Consider the following 17,897-nt stretch of genomic DNA (forward strand, 5'->3'; position numbering starts at 1 on the left):
AGTCCAACGTCATGGAGAGCTGACCATCGTTCCAATCGAACAAGCCGGACTCAGGCATGAAACAACATGTCCGTGAGACGCGCCTGATTGATCTCTCCGAGAGGCAAGGACTCTAAAACAACAACAACGAGCCGCCATTATGATTTTTTGCTGCACACCTCTGAAAGAACTTCGACATCCGGCCAAAGAATGCCGGAACGACTGCCTTTGTCATACCGTTCAGCTGTCATCCACTGCCCAAATTTAGATAACTGCCAAGACGAGTTCATCGCGCAGGCGCTCTGTGCTGCCCGAACCCTTGGCCCACAGATATCAACCATTTGAAGCGAGGTCATAGATGCTCCAGCCAGGACAGAACCTAGCGCCCGCCAGGTAATTTGCATCGCCAAGCGATAACAGAACTCCAAGCCCGCCGTGCGATTGGATCAGCCGTACAGTCCTGTGCCCAGGTGGTTGCGTTCGCCAGTCTTTCTTCCATCAGCCGGATTAGTGATATGTGGATTACACAAGAGAAACTTCCCCTGGGCGAAATCATTGCCCGGTATGTCGATTGGTTGACGCAGCATGGCGCAGACGTATTTGACGCTATATCGCTGGCGTTGTCCGGGACCATCACAGCTTTCACTCAGGCCCTCCTCTGGTTCAACCCCCTGGCTTTAATCGCGATATTTGCGCTCCTGGCTTATTACATCCAACGCAAGGTCAGCCTGACGCTCTTCGTCGCCGTCTCATTCCTGTTGATCCTCAACCTGGGCTACTGGCAGGAAACCATGGAGACCCTGGCCCAAGTGACGTTCGCCACACTCGTGTGCGTGATCATCGGCGTGCCGCTGGGTATTGTTGCCGCGCACAAGCCGATGTTCTACACCCTGATGCGTCCGGTGCTCGATCTGATGCAGACCGTGCCGACCTTCGTTTACCTCATTCCTACCCTGACCCTATTCGGGCTGGGTGTGGTCCCAGGCCTGATCTCCACGGTGGTGTTCGCGATTGCCGCGCCCATCCGCCTCACCTACCTGGGCATCCGCGACGTACCGGACGAACTGATGGACGCCGGCAAAGCCTTCGGCTGCTCCCGCCACCAACTCCTGTCACGTATCGAACTGCCCCATGCGATGCCGAGCATCGCCGCCGGTATCACCCAGTGCATCATGCTGTCGTTGTCGATGGTGGTGATCGCCGCACTGGTGGGCGCCGACGGGCTTGGCAAACCAGTGGTCAACGCCTTGAACACCGCCGATATCTCAATGGGTTTTGAAGCCGGCCTGGCGATCGTGCTGCTGGCCATCATCCTCGACCGAATCTGCAAACAACGTGAAGCCGTGAAAAGAGGTGACGTATGAGCATCATCCGTTTTGAAGACGTTGACGTCATCTTCTCTACCCGTCCGAAGCCCGCCCTGGATCTACTCGACAAAGGTTTTTCCCGCCCGGAGATTCTTCAGAAAACCGGTTTGATCGTAGGCGTGGAGAAAGCCAACCTGGAGATCAACAAAGGCGAGATCTGTGTGCTCATGGGCCTGTCCGGCTCCGGCAAATCCAGCCTGTTGCGCTGCATCAATGGCTTGAACACCGTCAGCCGCGGCAAGCTGTTCGTCGAACACGAAGGCCGGCAGATCGACGTCGCCGCCTGCACCCCCGCCGAACTGAAGATGATGCGCACCCAGCGCATCGCCATGGTGTTCCAGAAGTTCGCCCTGATGCCTTGGCTGACAGTACGCGAGAACATCAGCTTCGGCCTGGAAATGCAGGGCCGCCCTGAGAAAGAACTCCGCAAGCTGGTGGATGAGAAGCTGGAGCTGGTGGGGCTGACCCAGTGGCGCAACAAGAAGCCCGACGAGTTGTCCGGTGGCATGCAGCAACGGGTCGGCCTGGCCCGTGCCCTGGCGATGGACGCCGACATCCTGCTGATGGACGAACCTTTCTCAGCCCTCGACCCGCTGATCCGCCAGGGTCTGCAAGATGAGTTGCTCGATCTGCAGCGCAAATTGCACAAGACCATCGTGTTCGTCAGCCATGACCTGGACGAAGCCCTGAAGCTGGGCACGCGCATCGCCATCATGAAAGACGGCAAGATCATCCAGTACAGCAAACCCGAAGAGATCGTGCTGAACCCGGCCGACGACTACGTGCGTAACTTCGTCGCCCACACCAACCCGTTGAATGTGCTGTGTGCGAAAAGTTTGATGACCCCGCTGGACCAGTGCGTTTTCGTCCGCGACGAATATTGCCTGGATACAGCTCAGAACCTGTGGATGGTGGTGAACCCGCAGCGTCATTTGACCAGCCTTCGAAAAGGCGCCACGGCGGCTCACGTCCAACCATGGAATCCGACCCAGCAAATCGAGACCCTGGCTCGACAGCCCACTTGCGTGCCGGCGGCGACCACCATGCGCGACGCCCTGCAGATTCGCTACGAAACGGGCCATCCCTTGATCGTGCGGGATGAGGCCGATACCGTCCTGGGCATCTTGGGCGACGGTGAACTGTATCGGGCACTATTGGGGCACAACCTGTCCCACCCCGTGCCTGCTGAACCCGCAAGAGAATCTTCGGTGGCGTGAGTTACCAGGCACGGCGTTGGAACACACCTATGCAACCCAAAGATATCGATAAAAAGGTCAAGGGCTATCGGCGGTTGATACCGTCGATGACAGCGCTGCTGGAATTCGAAGCCGTAGCACGCTTGGCCAGTTTCACCCTGGCCGCCCAAGAGCTGGGCGTGACCCAGGCCGCCGTCAGCAAACAGATCCGGTTGTTGGAAGATACCCTGGGGACCAAGCTGTTTCATCGACTTCATCGGTCGATCAAGCTGACTCACGAAGGCTATGTCCTGCATCTGGTCGTCGCAGAGTCCATTCATCGCATGGCCAGTGTCTTCGACAAAATTGCCGAGGGCATTGGTGAACAAGAGATCACCATCGCCTGCACGGAAGCGTTTTCCCACTCGAGAATACTCCCCCGGTTGATTGCACTGCGCACCCTGCAACCGAAGCTGAAGTTGCGCTTGCTGACGCAACAGGTTTCGCCCAGTTCATACCGGGATGACGTCGACCTGGCCATCCGTTTCGGCAACGGGAAATGGGAGGATGGAAGTTCGGTTTTCCTGTTCGATGAAGAAGTGTTTCCCGTTTGCTCGCCGGCCTGGCTGGCCGCCAACGCGGCCCCTTCATCCGTTGCCGATTTTTTGGACACGGCGCTGATTGACTCCGATTCCACCCTGGAAGGCTGGATGACCTGGAACCGTTGGTGCCGGGAACTCGGCGATACGCGCCCCAAGCTCAACTATTCATTTCGCTGCAGTTCCTACAACGATGCGATCGAGGCGGCTATCCAGGGCCACGGCATTGCACTGGGCTGGAGTCGGCTGATCGCGCACCGGCTCAACAGCGGTGAACTGATCAGAATCACGCCCTACGTGGTCAAGCCAAAAGACGCTTATTACCTGGTCATTCCGAGCGGTCGGAAACTTGAGCCCCTGACCCAGGCACTGGTCGATTGGTTGCGCGATGACAGTTATATAACCAACTGATAATTAAAAATTTAAAGTCAAACTTCACGCATAACGCAAAGTTATGCGAGCGTGAAAATAAAGCGCGTTGACGGTCTTATCCCACCTTTCCAAACTGTACTCGCCGCCTGATCAACTTTGCGTTTGAGCGAGACCCATAATGACAATTAATACCGTGAAGACCCATCGTGAACTCCTGGCCGACCGCACGCCCGGCCATGGCATGCCAGGCGGTTTGTTTGGTCGCCAGGATATTTTTGAAACCGACGTCGATGTCTTCTTCACCCAGCATTGGATTCTGGTGGGTGTCACCAGCGACGTCCCCGAACCCGGTGATGTCTCCACCCTTGATATCGGCAAATCATCCATCCTCCTGGTGCGCGACGATGACGAGCATGTGCAGGCATTTCGCAATGTCTGCCGGCACCGCGGGGCTCGCCTGAAACAGGCCGGCAAGTCGACGGTGGGCATGCTGGTCTGCCCCTACCACCAGTGGAGCTACGACCTGGATGGCAGCCTGAAACACGCGGCACACATGGGCAAGGACTTCGACCCTAAATGCAAAAGCCTGATCCCTGTGCACACCCGGGTGATCGGCACCCATGTCTTTGTCTGCCTGGGCGACGAACCACCAGAAGACATCCTGTACCTTGACCAGGTCATGACGCCGCGTTTCGCCCAATACGACATCGCCCACTCAAAGATCGCCTACGAATCGGAGATCATCGAGAACGGCAATTGGAAACTGGTGATCGAGAATAACCGCGAGTGTTATCACTGCGCCGCCACGCACCCGGAATTGACCGCTTCTTTCCTGCCCGAAGATTTCGGTTTCTGCACCGATGGGCTGGGCGAGGATTCACTTCAGGCACTGGCCGAATATCACCGCCGCAATGCCGACACCAAGGCCAACTGGGAGCGCGAAGGCTATATCTGCGATGCCATCGAACACCTGGGTGAAGATGCCGTGACCCAATTCCGCTCGCAGCGACTGGCCATTGCCGGCAATGGCGAATCCCAGACCCTGGACACCCGCGTGGCGTGCACCCGGCTGTTTGGCGACCTCACCCGCCGCGACTTGGGCGACGTGCATCTTTGGACGCACAACTCCTGGACCCACATCATGAGCGACCATGCCGTGGTCTCCTACATCATCCCGCTGGCGCCCGATAAAACCCTGGTGCGCACCAAATGGCTGGTCCATGCCGATGCCGTCGAAGGCGTCGACTACCAGGTGGATAAACTGACCGAAGTCTGGGCGGCGACCAACCTGCAGGACGCCAGCCTCGTCGGCATCACCCACAGCGGCACCCAGGATCCCGCCTACACGCCCGGGCCGTTCTCGGCCTTTACCGAAACCTATGTCGACCAGTTCTCGCGCTGGTACGCGGCGCGTCTGGCCGCCCACGGCGTGTGAGGAATGAACATGACGACTTACGAAAACCTGCCGTGCCCTGGAAACACCAGCGCGGTCCAGCGCTTTACCGACCCGACCACCTGGAGCACGTTCGGCTCGCAATGGCACAGCGGTGAACAGAAAACCCTGCAATGCTGCGCCGTACGTCAGGAAACCCATGACGTAAGAACCTTCATTTTTCGCTGTGCGGACTTCAGCGCACTGAGTTTCGAACCCGGTCAATTCATCACGATCTCACCGGTCATTGGCGGGCAGACCCTCTTCCGTTGCTACACCCTGTCGTCCTCCCCGACCCGGCCCTTTGCGTTTTCCATTACCGTCAAGCGCGTACCGGGAGGCGCGGTATCTAACTGGCTGCATGACCATCTCAAGCCCGGCGACAACCTGAAGGCGTCCGGTCCGGCGGGCAGCTTTACACCGGTCGGTCATCCTGCAAGCAAGTTGTTGTACCTGTCGGCCGGCTCGGGTGTAACGCCCCTGATGTCGATGACCCGGGCCGCCTGCGACATGGCCGGCAACCTCGACATTGTTTTTGTACACAGTGCCCGCACGCCCACCGACATCATCTTCCATGCGGAATTGACGCGCATGCAGGCCGCCATGCCGGGACTGCGGCTCATCAGTGTGTGCGAAGGACTTGGCGACACCGCTCAATGGCAGCAACCGATAGGCCGGCTCGATTTGCCGTTGCTGAGCCAGCAAGTGCCGGACTACAAGGAACGGGAAATCTTTACCTGCGGTCCCCAGGGCTACATGGAAGCGGTCAAGTCGCTGCTCAGGGAAGCGGCGTTCGATTTCGCCCACTACCATCAGGAAAGCTTCGACATCACCGCACTGAATGAAGAACCGTTGCTCGAGCAGGCCGCTACGCCCAATCAGCAGGACGTGTTCACAGTGACCCTGTCGCGTTCAGGAAAGACATTCAGCATGCCGGGCAACCAGACCGTGCTGGCCGCCGCAAAGAAAGCCGGCGCCATCGTGCCCTCCTCCTGCAGCCAAGGCGTTTGTGGCACCTGCAAGACCGCCCTGCTACAGGGTACGGTCGAGATGAATCACAACGGCGGTATCAGGCAACGGGAAATCGACAAAGGCCTGCGTCTGCTGTGCTGCAGCAAGCCCACCTCTGACCTGGTCCTTGATCTTTAGCCTTGCCTCAAGCGTCAACCGCTTGCGCCAGTGACTGATGGCGCCTCTGGCAGATACGGTCGACGCTTGCGCCAGGCGACCTAGCCGACTTTCACATTCATGGTGATGCGCGCCGTGAAGACCTTCACCCCAGCCTCGTCGAAGATCTCGACCGGGACAATCTTGTCGCCCGAAGTCTGCCAGTCGATTTCGCTACCGTCGGCAATCGCATGGATGGAGCTCTTGGCCTTGGCCAGGTATTCGACGGTCATGCCTTTGGGAATCCAGCGCGCGCCGCCGGGAATGGACACCTCGGTCATCATGCCGCCCGCCAACTCTGCCGCGTTGCACAGCGCGATCGCGTGAACGGACGCCAGGTGATTGGTGATCTCCTTGCGAAACGGCACCTTCACTTCACCGCGGCCGGGGGTCAACACAGAAATTTCCGGGTTGATGGTACCGAAATACGGTGCCATCTGGCAGGCCATATTGCTGAAAGCGGACGGGCCAACGCTTTGGTACATGCTGAGAGTCTGGCTCATGGGGGATCTCTGGTCAGGTGGATTGAAGTCACGGACAGAACATCACTCCATTACAGAATATTGCTCTGTTACAGAACAATATTCTGTAAATATCCCTCCTGTCAATCGCTCGTGCCTGGTCGTCGTTTCAATTACCATGGCCCCTTTTTGCCTGGGCCGAAAAATGGAACCTGTCGATCTCCTCGAGCGTTGCTACCCAGGGCGCCGTGCCGAGTCCAAGCGGCACATCCTGCGATGTGCCCTGGCGTTGTTTAATCAACAGGGCATAGAAGCGACCACCATTGACATCATCCGGGCCGAAAGCCAGATGAGCGTGGGAGCGATCTATCACCATTTCGATAACAAGGAAGGCTTGGTCGCGGCGTTGTACATGACCGCCCTGGATGACCAGGCACGGCTCAGGGACAGCTACCTCGGCGCTGTCACGTCAACCAGGGAATGGGTCCACGCCTTGGTGTTCAGCTACGTGGATTGGGTGGTCAGCCAACCCGATTGGGCGCGGTTCCAGTACCAGGCTCGCTTTGCGGTCGCACGCAGCAGCTTCAACGAGCGGCTCGCCGAAGCGAATGCCGCCAGGAACGCCGCGCTCAAGCAGTGGTTCAGCGACCCTGCCCACCAGCAGGATTTGCAGGACCTGCCTTTTGAACTGATCCCGTCACTGATCATCGGTTCAGCGGAGAGCTATTGCCGCGCCTGGCTCTCGGCCCGAGTCAAACGCAGCCCTGAACTCTACCGGCAGCAACTGGCCGAGGCCGCCTGGCGCGCCGTTGGCATCCCCCCAAGCCCCTCGCCCTGAGGTTCTGATCCATCCGAACAGACTCACTGCCTAACTTCCCAATCTCAGTTACGTACTGTCGTCCATGGCTGATAGCCGGAACTGGTCGTAGGGCACGGACCTGCTATCTTGGATACAGACCTGAGTAGTTGCGATCCCATACGTATTCAGGTTTGAGCAATGGAGTGATGAAGTTGGAAGCAGTGGAACTGCTCGTTATTGATGAATGGAGCACATCATCTCTACGTGGCGAGTGTGATGTGATCATCGTCAATTACAATGCCGGTGAACTTTTGTTGGCGTGTGTAAGGTCGGCGTTTGCCGCCGGCGCTTCGAACGTGATCGTGGTGGACAACGATTCCCACGACGATAGCCTGATGCTGGTGGAGCGAACCCACGCTGCCGGCGACTCGCTTCAAATCCTACGCAATACCGCCAACCTCGGCTTCGCCGTGGCCTGCAACCAAGGTGCCCGCCTGTCAGCGGCCCCCAATTTATTTTTCTTGAACCCGGACACCGTGCTGGCCGCCGATGCCATAGACCACTTGCTGCTGGCCCTGCGCAGCGCGCCGGAGATCGGCATGGTCGGAGGGTTCCTGTGCAACCCGGACGGCAGCGAGCAAGCCGGTGGGCGCCGGGTATTTCCAACGCCCAGACGCGCCTTCATGCGGGCTTTCGGACTTTCGCGGCTCTCAGCACTTTTCCCATCACTGTTGTCCGACTTTTTATTGCACAAGGAGCCGTTACCCAGTGTCCCCATTGTCGTTGAGGCCGTCTCCGGGGCGTGCATGCTGGTCAAGCGCGAAGCGATCGAGAGTGTCGGGTTGTGGGACGAAGACTATTTCCTTCATTGCGAGGACCTGGACTGGTGCATGCGCTTCCATCAGGCCGGCTGGCGCGTACTGTTCGTGCCAGATGCCCGTGTGATGCATGTATTCGGTGGCTGCAGTCGCCAGCGTCCCTATTTCGTCGAATGGCACAAACACCTGGGGATCCTGCGTTTCTATCGCAAGTTTTTTCGCCGCAAATACCCCGCAGTGCTATGGGTCAGCGTGGTGATCGGGGTCTGGTTTCGATTCAGCCTGATGGTCCTTCGCCACGCAGTTACCCGGTTTAAACATGCATGGAGCCTAAGATAAGAGACCTCAATTGCGGATAGGAATATTGGGCGGCTCCAGCCTCTTGGGCGAGCACGCCCTGCCATTGCTGGCACAAACCGGTCTCCCGACGAGCGCCTTCACTCGAAGCCTGCCCACGGTGTCATGGCCCGGTGTGACGTGGCGAAATGCTGACGACTGGCACGGGCTGACGCTGGACACCTTCCTGTCCTTTGCCCCTATCTGGGTGTTACCCGACTATCTGGAGCGCCTGGCCAGCACCCACGTCAAACGCGTTGTCGTGCTGTCCTCCACAAGCCGTTTTGCCAAGCAAGCATCGCCCGATGCTCGGGAACGGGACGTGGCGCAACGCTTGATACGCGCAGAAGAACAGCTCGAGCAGTGGGCGATCGAACGGCAAGTCGAATGGGTGATCCTGCGGCCGACCATGATCTATGGCTTTGGTCGCGACAAGAACATCTCGCAAATAGCCCGTTTCATTCAACGCTTCGGATTTTTCCCGCTTATCGGGGGTGGTACCGGATTGCGCCAGCCGGTGCATGCTGATGACGTGATCCAGGCGTGTCTGTCCGCCATGAGTACGCCTGGCCTGCCCAGTGGCGGCTATAACCTCTCAGGGGGGGAAGTCTTGCCGTATCACACAATGGTGAGGCGAATATTCCAGGCCATGGGGCGTCCGGAGCGAACGCTGCCCCTCCCTGCCCAGGTGTTAAGCCGGGGCGTTTCGATCATGCGGTGTCTGCCGCGTTATCGACATCTTTCAAGTGCGCTGGTGGGGCGGATGAACGAGGACTTGGTGTTTGACCATTCGCCCGCCAGTGACTGGCTTGGTTTTGCTCCTCGGGCGTTTCATCTGATGGGTGAGGATTTGCCTGGGCGCTGAGATAGTTTTTGGTGAATAGGCGGATGGTGCTTCTCTGGGGCGGGGGATATCCGTTGCTGCGGTAACGGCGGCTTAGGGTTCCGCCCTTACGGCGGCTCACTTTTGAAAAGCCCGGAAGCCGGCCCAGTCAAAAGTAAGCAAAACGCTTTTGCCCCACCACTCGGCACCTCGCTTAGGCTCGGTGTGCCCTCACTCCGGCATTGCTCCGTGGGCCGCCGCGAAGGGCCATCCATGGCCCAGCGCGGCTACCTCGGCATCCATGCCGAGGTGCCCACTACGCAATACCTGCGTTCGGCCAGCGTGGTTAACGGGGCGCCCGAGATCAACGTCCACGCCGAGGCGGCCTAGTAGCCGACCTGGCTCTTGGTGGGACCGAGTTTCTCCTGTGGGAGCGAGCTTGCTCGCGATGGCGGTGCGTCAGTTTTTGGTGATGTTGGATGTGTCGACGTCATCGCGAGCAAGCTCGCTCCCACAGGGTTCTGCGGCGTGTATGCATTTTGTGGCTGCCGAAAATCCATGTGGGAGCGAGCTTGCTCGCGATGGCGGTGCGTCAGTTTTTGGTGATGTTGGATGTGCCGGCCTCATCGCGAGCAAGCTCGCTCCCACAGGGTTCTGCGGCGTATATGCATTTTGTGGCTGCCGAAAATCCATGTGGGAGCGAGCTTGAACTGGTCAAGTAAATCCGGACACCAGTTACGGTGTTTATGCTGCTTTTTGCTCCATGGCTATTGGCGATAGGTAGTCGTTGTAGCTGTGGAGCCTGGTGCGGTTGTAGTACATGAAGAAGCGCACCATATCGGTTTGTGCTTCCTCGCTCGTGCTGTAACCGTTGCGAGGGACCCATTCTGACTTCAGGGTGCCGAAAAAACGTTCTGTTGGAGCATTGTCCCAGCACTGCCCGCGATGACTCATGCTTTGCAAAATGCCATTGCGCATCAACTCTTCTTGAAACTTGCGGCTGGTGTACTGACAGCCCTGATCCGAATGAAACATCAATCCAGGTGGGCATGTTCGAAGCTCTATCGCCATGCGTAACGCCTTGCTGACCAGGTTGGCGTCATTGATCAGCGAAAATGCCCAACCAATGACCCGGCGAGCAAACAAGTCGATCACGATGGCCAGATGAACCCAGCGTTTACCCACCATCAAGCTTGTAACGTCGCCACACCAGACGCACACCAGACCTGATTGACCACGGTCGGCTTGAAATTACGCTTGAGCAGATTGGGTGCGACAAATGCTTCAACTCCTTTGGACCTGAATGGGTGAGGCTGGCGTTGTTTACTGACAATGTTGGCTTCCCTCATCAGTGTTCTAACAAGGCTTCTGCCGACCGCTATGTTTTGGGCCTTCAGATGCTTGCTGATCGTTCTGGACCCCATGGCTTCCCGGCTTTCGCTGTGTAGTTCAACCACCTTCCCCTTGAGTTCTTCGCGCTCGATCTTAGGCCGCGAGAGCCGCTGTAGCCACTCGTAAAAGCTGCTGCGCTTCACATCGAAAACGCGACACAGGATGGCGGTCGGGAATGACTCTCTTAGCTCCGCGATCATCGAAAACGATCGGGATCCGACATCAAGAGAGCGGTAGCCTTTTTTAAGATTTCGGCTTCCATTTCCATGCGTTTGATCTTGGCTTTCAGATCCTGAATCTGCCGTTGATCCTCAGTAATGGCCTTGGTGCCTTGAACTGGCTGACCTTTTTGTGAGGTGGTCAACTTTTTCCGGACACCTCAATCGGTGTTTTCAGGCTGTTTGCCGCTCGTACTGATTGGGCGGCAAATAGTCTAACGATGAATGCATTCGTCGTTCATTGTAGAACCGCACAATGTAATCCGTGACGTCCTTGATTGCTTCATCATGGTTGGCATAGTCCTTCCTCCAAACGCGCTCCATCTTCAGGTTCAAGAAGAAACGCTCCATGACTGCGTTGTCCCAGCAGTTGCCCTTGCGGCTCATGCTGCAGCGCAAGCCATGTCGTGTCAGCAAGGTTTGGTAAGTAACGCCTGCATACTGGCTGCCCCGATCTGAGTGCGCGATCAGACCCGGTTCAGGCTGTCTCTGTGTGATGGCCAGTTGCATAGCGCCGCACACCAACTCTGCGCGCATATGCGGTGCCATGGCCCAGCCCACGATCTTGCGTGAATACAAATCCATGACAGCCGCCAAGTACAGCCAGCCGCTTCGGGTGCGAATATAAGTGATGTCAGCAACCCATGATTGGTTGATCTGCTCGGGGTTGAACTGGCGGTTGAGCAGGTTCTCAGCTACCGGGAAATTATGATTACTGTCGGTGGTATGAACGAACTTGCGCTTCCAGATCGGGCGTAAATCCTGTTGTTTCATCAGCCGACGGACCTTGTGCCGCCCAATGGATACGCCATCGCTACGCAGCGCTTTCATCACCCGACGACTGCCATAACAGTGCTCATTGGTCATGAACGTAGCTTTGACCCGAGCTGCAATCGGACAGACAGCTTTTGGCTTAAAAGACCGCTGACGAGCTTCATAGAACCCCGAACGGCTGATCCGCAAAACCCGGCAGATACGTATTAGCGGGTAGGCCTTGCATTGCATTTGGTGAACCAATTGGTGGATCACTTCAATTCGCGGGCAAAGAAGGCCGTAGCTTTTTTTAATATGTCGTTGTCCGTCTTCAGCTCGCGGATCTGCTGCTCAAGCTGACGAATACGCTGTTGCTCGCTGGTTAACGGTTTGCCAATCCCTGTACCACCTAACTGCTCGGCTTGGTACTGCTGGACCCAGCGGCGCACGGCCGTGTCACTCAAGTCTAAATCGGTACAAACGGAGTTCACGCTCAGGCCCTGGTCAACAATCATCTTGCAGACTCTTAGCTTGAAAGCGGCGTCGAATTTTCTGTACTTCTTGGTCATGGAATACTCCTCAATAGGTGTAGTTTCACCTATTGAGGTGTCCGGGACTATTAGACCAGCTCACTTGTCCCCCGTTTCCACCCCAGGCTCGTCGCGATGAACGTGGGCTTGCCAAGCGCCCCATTTGCTTTCGAAGTACGCCTGGTTTTTGTCCCAGAGGGCCTGGTACTCACCACTGGCGATCAGCTTCCTGAACGATGCCTGCCCGTAATGATGGATAAACGCGTCTTCGGCGCAGACCGTCCGGTAGCCGGCCGCCTGCACGCGACGGCTGTAGTCGTCGTCCTCGAACATTCCGATACCGAATGCTTCATCCAGATACCCCACCTCTTCGAGAATGCCTCGGCGAAAGGCGACACAGAACATGGCGAGCATCGAGATGTCGAACGACTGCCCCTTGTGGGCTTCGGTGTAGCGGTCTGCAAAATCTTGCATCTGTTGAATGTCGGTGTAGGAAACTTCGATTTTCGCTTCGTTTCCTACCGCATTCGTGACCGGTCCGATCAAGCCGATACTCGGGTCGCTCAAATGCCTGACCAGCGGATCCAGCCAGCCGTCAGGCACTACCGTGTCGTTATTGAGCAACAGCAGGATGTCACCGTCGGCTTCTCGCAAGCCCTGGTTATTGGCCGCAGCGAAGCCTCGGTTGTCTGGGTTGAGGATGACCTTCGCGGTCGGCACTTCCTGGCGCAGGCGCTCGAGATAATCGCCCGTACCATCCTCCGAGCCGTTGTCGACGACAATGAGCTGGTAATTGGGCCAGGTGGTATTGCGCAGAATGCTGTTTACACATTGAATCGTCAGATTGAGGTTGTTGTACGTCACGAGCACGATGGAGACTTTTTCATACAGCCCGACGATAGCCAGTTGCATGCTATCGAATCGATCTTTCCAATCATTGGCCCGGGCAAGTTCTACGCGTCGTTTGTACAGGGCCAGGTCGCGCTCGGCCAAGGCACCCTCGATCTGCTCGATGAACTCATCGACTCCGGTTGCGAAGTACAACAGGTCTTTGTAAATGCTCATCTCCGCCAAAGGCGTGGAAATCACCGGTTTGCCTGCACTGATGTACTCGTAGAACTTCACCGGATCGACCGCGTGCGTCACGTTGTAGAGCCTGAAAGGAATCAGGCAGGCATCGAAATGATCCAGGTAAAGCGGCATTTGCGAGTAAGGCTTCCTGCCCAACAACTGGACATTGGGCTTGTGCTCAAGGCCCGCCAGATCGTCGACAAAAATATCCCCCACCAGGATGAAGTTCCACTCTGGCCGCCTGTCCGCCAACGCTGCCAGCAAAGGATAATCGAGCCATTGCGCCAGGGCGCCGTAGTAGCCAATGACAGGCCCGGCAAGCCCGCCCAGCACATCATTGGTAAAGCAGTGCTGCCGAAAAAAAGCGAAATCCACCGCGTTTCGCACCAGTACGCAACGTGGGTTATGGGTGCACCACTTTTGGTAAAGCAACGCGGCGGAAACGGTCACCAGGTCGGCCTGGGCAATCAGGGTCTTTTCCTCGCTCAGCAGCTGTTCGCCGATGTTCGGGAAACCATCCCAGTCATCCATGCAGTCATAAAGAATACGCCAGCCATGCATGGCGCGCAGGCTGCGTGCCACGGGGCTCCAGTAGGCAATATGCACCACCGCGAGGGCGGTTCTTATCTGCATATCGGCGACCAGTGCGGCCATCGCGAGCAGCAAAGCCTGATGATTCTCAGGCGTCACTACTTTTTCGTAATACGCTTCTTGCACATCACGCTGCAGCGCCACTTCAAAAACATTGGGCGCCACTGAGGTCAACCGATAGAGCTGTCCCTGTTCCGGCACGCTGGAGGGGACGATATAAAACACCCGGTAACCATTGCTCGCAAACTGGTTCATCAACTGCTGCGGGCGCTGGAAGCGTGCAGCCCACTCAATGTTGGCGAAGCAGAGAATATCCAGGCGCCCTTTCGTGGCAAAATCCGGGTCCACGTCAGGGTTGGGCAACGGCTGCGGTGCGGCCGGGTAGACGATTGCAGCGGCCGTCTCGGGGAATTCCTGCATGGCGCTAAAACCATAACGCATCAACCGGAAAAGCGAGCGCAGTGGTCGGGTGAAACGCCACGAACGGGTGTTTTGCAGGAAGTCGACTTTTGCCAAGGCAATATCGCGCTCATTGATGGCCGCATCTCTTTGAGCCAAGGCGGCGTCGCGGTCGATCAAGGTGCTGTCGAGCTTAAGCACGTGGGTATCCATGCAGTGGAGTGCTGTCGCCCGGCGGCCACATGGAACTGAGGGACCCCGGTCGGTAGAACGTTGCCGTCAGGCTGCGGCGGGAGGAATGGCAGCCGCTCACCACGGGCGTGACCGCATGCCAGGAGTTATCCGAACGCACCAGGATCGCCGAGTTGCCCACCAGGGGCTCGATCTCGGCCGCCACGGCAGTGGGATCGTTGCGGTGCAGGATGTTCAGGCACCCGCCGTCGTTGCGGTCCCAGGACTCATTGAAATACAGGATATGGGTGACCAGTTTATCGGGCAGGTCCGGATGGGCTCCCAGGCTCGCGCCAGGACCGTAATGAAAAACGTTGACCTCCATCGGCACGCTGCGCAGATCAATCCCGGTCAGCTCCGACATGGCCTCTCGATAGCCGGCCGAGCCAAGGTCCTGCGCCAGCCTCAACCATGCCTCGCTCAGTTCTTCGGGGAAAGCGATGGTATGGGTGCCCATGCCTACCAGGGCGCGGGCCTCATAGTCATAGTTTTTTTCGCCACCATAACCACTCACCGTCTTGAAGTGATCATGAGGGAAGGACGCCGCCAACGCGGCGGCATCCTCGGTCGAATACAGACTGCCAATTTCAGCCCATGAGAACGGGTGAGACTTTAGCGCCGCTGGCGTGAGACGAGAGAGATCTAGCATTGTCTGTTCTTGTTCGCTGTCAGGTTTCTGATACCACGGGCGATGGAACGCAGTGGTGCGGTCATTCGGAATGAATTGGAGTTCTGCAACTCAAGCATCCTGGCGTCACTGAGGGCCAGTTGCTGACTGAGCTGGGCGATCTGTTGCTGCTGGGCAAGCGCTTGTACTGCCGGCTCCGGCGTCGGTTCGATGACCTCAGGCTCCGGCATGGCGGGGCTTGCCGGACATTCAGCCGACATTTGATCACGCCCCTCGGCCGCGGCTTCGAGCAGGTTGGGTAGATGTTGTAGAAATGCACCCAACACCGGCTGGGACGAGGTTTTGCCCTGGCGAATGATCGCAGCGACACGGTCCCAATGCTCGACCAACCGATCCGCCGCCGCACGCGCCGCGGGCGATGGATGGGTCTTGCCCACCCGCGCTAGAAACCATTGCGGATCGACCGTCGCCGCGTCCGGCAACGCATGGAGTGAATCGAACTCCGCCAGCGCCGTGTACTTGCCCGTCGTCAGATCCGCCGAGCAGAACACCGGGACGCCAAACGCCAGAGCGGTGATTGCCAGGTGGTAGCTATGGCCGATCACCGCTTGGGCCTGGCTGAGAATTTCCGCCATCAGCAACGGCTCTGGCCAGAACGACAAGGTGATTGCCTGGGGCAGGCGCGCCGCAATGACCGACGGATCGTCACCCAGGACAGGGCCAATCGGCACCACCAGGAACTGATAGCCCTGGAATGCCTCGGCGTGGTCTTCGAACAGTTTTACAAAAGATTCCACCACATGAATGGCGTGGATCACGATGTAGGGCCCGGTCAGCCCGGCGTGCTCGCGCAGGCGAATGAACTCAGCGGAGGGCTGCTGCTCATCGATCAGGCGGGGCAAGCCGAACGCGGTATCGGGCAGCACTTCAATCTCGACCTGCCGGGTGAGCGCGCCGAGGGCATCGCGCGACAGTGCATCACGGACGCGCACGTACTGGCTCTGCTCAAGAGCCATCGTCAACAACGGCCTGGCCCAGTCGGGAATACTGTTGCAATGCATCCCGGGGGCATTCCACATGACCGGAACCCCGTGCTGCTGCGCGATGAGCGCAGGGGTCAGCCAATAACCGGTAGGGTGATGGATATTGGCGGTTGTCGGACCATAGCCGTGGGCAACGACTTTATCGAATCGGATCAGGAAGCCACCACCGATCAAAACGCCATCCAGGCTGGCCGCTACATGAGGCAACTGCGTCAACGACGTCACCGCATAGGGCCATTGCGATCGGGTTTTCCCGTGATAGGAAAACCGATGCAGGTTGACTGAACCCAAGCGCCGGGCCAACTCCGCCTCGGCGATGATCGGAAACAGCAGGTCACCGTAGTTTTCTACATCAAAGGTGCCGAATATTGCGACCTGCCACGTGCGCTCGTCCAGGTGTTGCGTCAAAACCTTCTCTCCTTGAGTCCCGCAGGCCTTGGCAAGCGACTCGACTGGTCGAGGGTCGATCCTCTGCAATCCCAGGTCAACCATGCCCAGGAAACTCTTGTGGTTCGGCAACATGTCGAACGCCAAGGGCGCCACCTGTTTCTCGATCAGTTGCGAGGTGTCTTCCGTCGCGCCGTGCAACAGCTTGAGCGTGACATGATAGCGCCCCTCGGCGAGGTTGGCCGGGAAGCGCACCGTGATCGCTGCACGCCGCCAGCCATTCTCGGCCGGGCCTGGTTGCAGTGCGAAGTTGCCCCCGCCGATCACCAGCAACCTGGCTTCCTGGATGGTGAAGCTGAGGTTGGGTTGCGTGATCGACTCATGCAGCAACGCCTCGACGCGAATCTCGATGTCGTCGCCATACAGGTAACTGGAGGAGAGCTGCTGGGTATTGGTGAAGCAGGCAGCGCTGATGTGCCCCTCTTCGGTCCCGAAGGCCATCCCCTCCTGCCCGCCCATGAATGACTTGCGCGTAACCGGTATGACTCCGCCACTGGCCCAGCGGCGTTGCTCGTCGCGCATGTCGAGCAAATGCAGCTCGGCCATTTCATCGGGCGAACCACTGGCAACGACCCGGCCTGCGCGCAGGTAGATGACCCGGTGGCAGAAGCGCTTGACCATGCTCATGTCATGGGAGACGAACAGCAGGGTCGTGCCTTTGGCCGCCAGTTCTTCCAGCCGATTCAGGCATTTGAATTGAAAGGATGCATCGCCGACGGACAGGGCTTCATCGACGATCAGGATCTCGGGCTCGACACAGACCGAAACGGCGAAGGCCAGCCGTACCAGCATCCCGCTGGAATAGATTTTGGTGGGCTGGTCGATAAAGTCGCCGATATTGGCAAAGGCGAGGATATCTTCGAAGCGGGCGTCGATTTCCGCGCGACTCAAGCCCAGCACCGCCGCATTCACATAGACGTTTTCCCGACCGGTGAACTCCGGATTGAAACCGGACCCCAGCTCAAGCAACGCGGCAATCCGGCCATGCCCCTGGACACTGCCCCGGGTTGGCATCAACGTTCCGCAGATCAGTTGCAACAGGGTGGATTTACCACTGCCATTACGGCCGATGATACCGACGGTCTCCCCCCTTGCGATGGTCAGGGAAACATCGTCCAGCGCCCAGAACTCGCGATAGAAACGCTTCCTGCCGCGTACCAGCATCTGCAACAGGCGGTCCTTGGGGGCATCGTAAATCTGATAACACTTGCTCAGGTTTTCGGCGCAGATGGCCACTTCAAACGACATCGGTAAAACCCTTCCATG

At 57.9% G+C, this 17,897-nt stretch carries 17 protein-coding genes and 1 pseudogene; 9 read left to right on the forward strand and 9 right to left on the reverse strand.

All coding sequences use genetic code 11. The annotated features are described in order from the left end of the window. Window positions 1-494: 494 nt before the first annotated feature. From choW to QMK47_RS18750, 5 genes are all read left to right on the forward strand, one after another. Entirely contained in the window at window positions 495-1,343 is an 849-nt protein-coding gene (gene choW / locus QMK47_RS18730) for a choline ABC transporter permease subunit (protein ID WP_320389046.1), read from the forward strand. Next, on the forward strand, window positions 1,340-2,563 hold the full coding sequence (choV, locus tag QMK47_RS18735) for a choline ABC transporter ATP-binding protein (RefSeq protein ID WP_320389047.1): 1,224 nt from the start codon (window positions 1,340-1,342) through the stop codon (window positions 2,561-2,563). The genes choW and choV overlap by 4 nt, the downstream gene beginning before the upstream one ends. A 29-nt stretch (window positions 2,564-2,592) precedes the next feature. After that, window positions 2,593-3,531, forward strand: coding sequence for a LysR substrate-binding domain-containing protein (locus tag QMK47_RS18740; RefSeq protein ID WP_320389049.1), 939 nt, complete (start codon window positions 2,593-2,595; stop codon window positions 3,529-3,531). 139 nt (window positions 3,532-3,670) lie between these two features. After that, window positions 3,671-4,927 carry an aromatic ring-hydroxylating dioxygenase subunit alpha gene (locus tag QMK47_RS18745; RefSeq protein ID WP_320389051.1) on the forward strand — a complete coding sequence of 419 codons (1,257 nt, stop codon included), beginning with the start codon at window positions 3,671-3,673 and terminating at the stop codon, window positions 4,925-4,927. 9 nt (window positions 4,928-4,936) lie between these two features. After that, complete coding sequence (locus QMK47_RS18750; protein ID WP_320389052.1) at window positions 4,937-6,073, forward strand: hybrid-cluster NAD(P)-dependent oxidoreductase; 1,137 nt, start codon at window positions 4,937-4,939, stop codon at window positions 6,071-6,073. Window positions 6,074-6,153: 80 nt separating this feature from the next. Here QMK47_RS18750 and QMK47_RS18755 read toward each other — a convergent pair whose 3' ends face one another. Further along, entirely contained in the window at window positions 6,154-6,594 is a 441-nt protein-coding gene (locus tag QMK47_RS18755; RefSeq protein ID WP_214512802.1) for a hotdog fold domain-containing protein, read from the reverse strand. A 163-nt stretch (window positions 6,595-6,757) separates the two neighbouring features. Here QMK47_RS18755 and QMK47_RS18760 point away from each other — a divergent pair, with 163 nt between their 5' ends. From QMK47_RS18760 to QMK47_RS18775, 4 genes are all read left to right on the forward strand, one after another. After that, the gene (locus QMK47_RS18760; RefSeq protein WP_253476280.1) at window positions 6,758-7,390 is read left to right on the forward strand and encodes a TetR/AcrR family transcriptional regulator; all 633 of its coding nucleotides are present in this window, start codon (window positions 6,758-6,760) and stop codon (window positions 7,388-7,390) included. Between the two features lie 173 nt (window positions 7,391-7,563). After that, window positions 7,564-8,508: a glycosyltransferase family 2 protein gene (locus QMK47_RS18765; RefSeq protein ID WP_320389054.1), complete on the forward strand. Its 945-nt coding sequence runs from the start codon at window positions 7,564-7,566 to the stop codon at window positions 8,506-8,508. 25 nt (window positions 8,509-8,533) lie between these two features. After that, window positions 8,534-9,370, forward strand: a complete 837-nt coding sequence (locus QMK47_RS18770) for an NAD-dependent epimerase/dehydratase family protein (RefSeq protein WP_320389056.1) — start codon at window positions 8,534-8,536, stop codon at window positions 9,368-9,370. Window positions 9,371-9,577: 207 nt separating this feature from the next. Continuing rightward, entirely contained in the window at window positions 9,578-9,718 is a 141-nt protein-coding gene (locus QMK47_RS18775; protein ID WP_214510703.1) for a hypothetical protein, read from the forward strand. A gap of 354 nt (window positions 9,719-10,072) precedes the next feature. Here the strand turns inward: QMK47_RS18775 and QMK47_RS18780 are convergent, their stop codons facing one another. From QMK47_RS18780 to QMK47_RS18815, 8 genes and pseudogenes are all read right to left on the reverse strand, one after another. Continuing rightward, a complete protein-coding gene (locus tag QMK47_RS18780) occupies window positions 10,073-10,516 on the reverse strand; it encodes an IS3 family transposase (protein WP_320412944.1) in 444 nt (147 codons plus the stop codon). Beyond that, window positions 10,516-10,920, reverse strand: coding sequence for an IS3 family transposase (locus QMK47_RS18785; RefSeq protein ID WP_320412945.1), 405 nt, complete (start codon window positions 10,918-10,920; stop codon window positions 10,516-10,518). The genes QMK47_RS18780 and QMK47_RS18785 overlap by 1 nt, the downstream gene beginning before the upstream one ends. Then, window positions 10,917-11,084, reverse strand: a complete 168-nt coding sequence (locus tag QMK47_RS18790) for a hypothetical protein (RefSeq protein WP_320389058.1) — start codon at window positions 11,082-11,084, stop codon at window positions 10,917-10,919. The genes QMK47_RS18785 and QMK47_RS18790 overlap by 4 nt, the downstream gene beginning before the upstream one ends. A 28-nt stretch (window positions 11,085-11,112) precedes the next feature. Continuing rightward, a protein-coding gene (locus QMK47_RS18795) for an IS3 family transposase (RefSeq protein WP_253470795.1) occupies window positions 11,113-12,260 on the reverse strand; the annotation gives its coding sequence in 2 pieces (ribosomal slippage) (window positions 11,113-12,005 and window positions 12,005-12,260; 1,149 coding nt in all). A 60-nt stretch (window positions 12,261-12,320) separates the two neighbouring features. After that, entirely contained in the window at window positions 12,321-14,483 is a 2,163-nt protein-coding gene (locus QMK47_RS18800) for a glycosyltransferase (protein ID WP_320389059.1), read from the reverse strand. Beyond that, window positions 14,476-15,162 (reverse strand): 2OG-Fe(II) oxygenase, encoded by a 687-nt coding sequence (locus QMK47_RS18805; RefSeq protein WP_258688780.1) that lies wholly within the window; start codon window positions 15,160-15,162, stop codon window positions 14,476-14,478. The genes QMK47_RS18800 and QMK47_RS18805 overlap by 8 nt, the downstream gene beginning before the upstream one ends. Then, window positions 15,156-16,676, reverse strand: a complete 1,521-nt coding sequence (locus QMK47_RS18810) for a polysaccharide pyruvyl transferase family protein (RefSeq protein WP_320390538.1) — start codon at window positions 16,674-16,676, stop codon at window positions 15,156-15,158. The genes QMK47_RS18805 and QMK47_RS18810 overlap by 7 nt, the downstream gene beginning before the upstream one ends. Next, window positions 16,656-17,879: pseudogene (locus QMK47_RS18815) on the reverse strand (ABC transporter ATP-binding protein); the annotation flags it as partial. The pseudogene QMK47_RS18815 and the gene QMK47_RS18810, both read right to left, overlap by 21 nt. Between the last annotated feature and the right edge of the window lie 18 nt (window positions 17,880-17,897).

Origin of the sequence: Pseudomonas sp. P9_35 (assembly GCF_034008205.1) — a bacterium.
In the GTDB taxonomy this organism is placed as follows: Bacteria; Pseudomonadota; Gammaproteobacteria; order Pseudomonadales; family Pseudomonadaceae; genus Aquipseudomonas; species Aquipseudomonas kilonensis.